General features: G+C 37.7%; 2 protein-coding genes and 1 pseudogene. All 3 read right to left on the bottom strand.

The genetic code is table 11. The features are described from left to right. Positions 1–341: 341 nt before the first annotated feature. The 3 genes and pseudogenes from ACKPEB_RS01395 to ACKPEB_RS01385 all read right to left on the bottom strand — a co-directional run bounded on the left by ACKPEB_RS01395 (position 342) and on the right by ACKPEB_RS01385 (position 2,414). Positions 342–734: pseudogene (locus ACKPEB_RS01395) on the bottom strand (putative toxin-antitoxin system toxin component, PIN family). A gap of 13 nt (positions 735–747) precedes the next feature. Further along, positions 748–966 carry a hypothetical protein gene (locus ACKPEB_RS01390; RefSeq protein ID WP_408962979.1) on the bottom strand — a complete coding sequence of 73 codons (219 nt, stop codon included), beginning with the start codon at positions 964–966 and terminating at the stop codon, positions 748–750. Between the two features lie 107 nt (positions 967–1,073). Continuing rightward, positions 1,074–2,414, bottom strand: coding sequence for a S8 family serine peptidase (locus ACKPEB_RS01385; protein WP_408962978.1), 1,341 nt, complete (start codon positions 2,412–2,414; stop codon positions 1,074–1,076). Between the last annotated feature and the right edge of the window lie 137 nt (positions 2,415–2,551).

Raw genomic sequence — 2,551 nt, 5'->3', positions numbered from 1 at the left:
CACATGAGTGCCTAACCCTTGTTGCCAACGTTTTAATAACCAGTTTGTATAATTATCAATTAAATGAACGGGTAAACCCAAAACCGGAAAACGACTGAGACTAGAATCATAAGGCAAAATCGTTTGACTCATTATGGACTTTAGTAACCTCACACACATTATTATAAGATTAGCGGATTTTGTCACCAAAATTTCACATTTTCGGAATCCACAAATTTTATAATTTTTCCTCCTGCTTCTTGAGCTAACACAATGGCATCTGGCATTTCTCCTGATGGTTGGGACTGTGAACGGCAAGTTGAAGAAAAAATCGACTCGTTTTCAGGTCGTTGAGTGTTAGGTTAATTAAACCTTGTCAAAAATTCATTAACAGTAATAATTTCAATATTTTCAAAGGGATTTAATATCAATAAATCTTGATCTCCTGTAATAATTAAATCGGCTTTTCCACTTACAGCTAATTCTAAAAATTTATTTTCTTTAGGATCTCGACAAGTAGTAATTGTTTCTGTAATATTAATTACTTCTGCTTTTTGTTGTAAACTTCCAATAAAATTTAACCTTTTTTCTCAAGATACATATTTATCAAATTTAGGGCGTATCAAGGTTTTACAAATTTCGGCAAAAGTGCTATCAGACATTAAAAGAATTTGGCTTTCAGTCACAATATCGAAAACCTGTTGAGCTTTCGATGCTGATAACAACAGACCACTAATAAAAATATTCGTATCTATAACAATTCTCAGTTTATTTATCTTCTAATAACTTAGCTAAAATTTCAGGGGTTAAACCATTAACTTTAGCTTCTTCTCTCACTTGTTTAACTATTTCATCAAAACTAGATGGCTTTAATAAGCCTTTCAGAATCAGGTTACAAACCCAAATCGCTTTTTCTTGTTGATTAATATCAGCTTCTTGGTAAAGTTGTGCTATTTCATTGTCAACTTTAATCGTAATTGTTTCCATGGGGTACTCCTAATTGATGACCTAATATTGATGTTTCCATTTTAATCTCCCAAGCTGAATTCCCGCGTGGGCGGGAATGACAGCTTCTCAATCTTGACAGCCAACGGTTAACCCATTGATTTTAAAGCCTTTAATGCTTCTAAGGGTTGTACCATTCCCCACCCCCAACGGTTATCGGGGCGTTGTTCTTCTCCACCTGGATGATAGGCGGTTTTCTTTAAAACATCAATAATCTTACTTAAGGGAGCTTGAGGATAGGCGGACATTAATAAAGCCGCAACTCCAGCGATGTGGGGGGTGGCCATTGATGTTCCATCCATGTAGGTATATTGAAAAACGCCGTTATCGAGTTTGACAGGGGGAATACAGGAATACACCTGGGCTCCGGGGGCGGACACATCGGGTTTTGTGACCCAGGTATTAGGAGCATCCGCAGGAAAAACTAAACTGGCGCCACTGCTAAAAAACGTAATTCCTAGATTATTGGTTTCAATTTGTTCGACAGCACCCACAGAAAAGGCATTATAAGCATTCCCTGGAGAACTGGTATTTCCATGATTTTCATTTCCAATGGCGACAACGGGTAAAATTCCGTATTGATTAACTAAAATATCAAAGATTTGGGGAAATAAGGGTTCATAGTAACTTAATCCCAAGGACATATTAATAATTTTTGCCCCTTTTTCAACCGCCCAAGAAATCCCTTCGACTAAGGTTAATAATGTCGATTCTCCAACTAAGACTCCAGCAACAATTAAATCAGCTTGAGGGGCGACACCAATGGAGATTCCATCTTCGGTTTTTCCCCCTGCAATAGTGCCACAAACGTGGGTTCCATGTTGTCCACTATCAAAACTGGGAGAAGCTGTAATTCGACGTCCTAAAGGGTCAATAACAATAAAATCTTTGACTCGTCCTTTTAAGGCGGGATGGTCTCCCTGTACACCCGAATCTAACACCGCAACGGTAACATTTTGTCCTTGGGTTGTTTCCCAAACTTTGGGAATTTCTAACCGCTTTAATCCCCAAGTCAGTTTATCTTCTAATTCTTGTTTTTCTAATCCAGAATAATCGATTTCTTTAGGTTCAATTAAATGAATATTTTGGTTAGGAAGAATGGCAATAACTTCAGGATGTTCAGCGAGAATGGGTAAGCTTTGACGAGTGACTTCAATTTGGGTAATGGGTAAACTTCCTTGACCAACGGGTGCTGTATAAAAGGATTGACGAGTTGCGCTTTGATAATCATTTATAATCTGATTAGAAATCGATTGATTATTTTGAGCTTGTTGTTTAAGGGTATCAAAATAAGCGGCTGTTCCCGGTTGAGGCATTGACCCCGGAGACAGTAAACCTCGATAAATCACAATTGCATCTTTTCTAGCATCGGGATGACTGTGAGCTAAAAAGGGTTGAAAAGCAGGAGAAATTTTAGATTGAGTTGTCATTTTAGGTAGACTCCGTTTTAATAATCCTCAAACCCAGTGTACTGATTTAATTTTCTAGGGGATAGAGGGAAATTTCCTTACCGGATATTGGTCTTCCTTTTCAAGCTCAAATTTTCAGGTTCAGGCTAATTTTAACC

It is taken from the genome of Planktothrix sp. (assembly GCF_046067725.1).
GTDB lineage: Bacteria > Cyanobacteriota > Cyanobacteriia > Cyanobacteriales > Microcoleaceae > Planktothrix.
The sequence above is the reverse complement of the archived record's forward strand: the minus strand, read 5'-3'. Positions and strand labels throughout refer to the sequence as shown.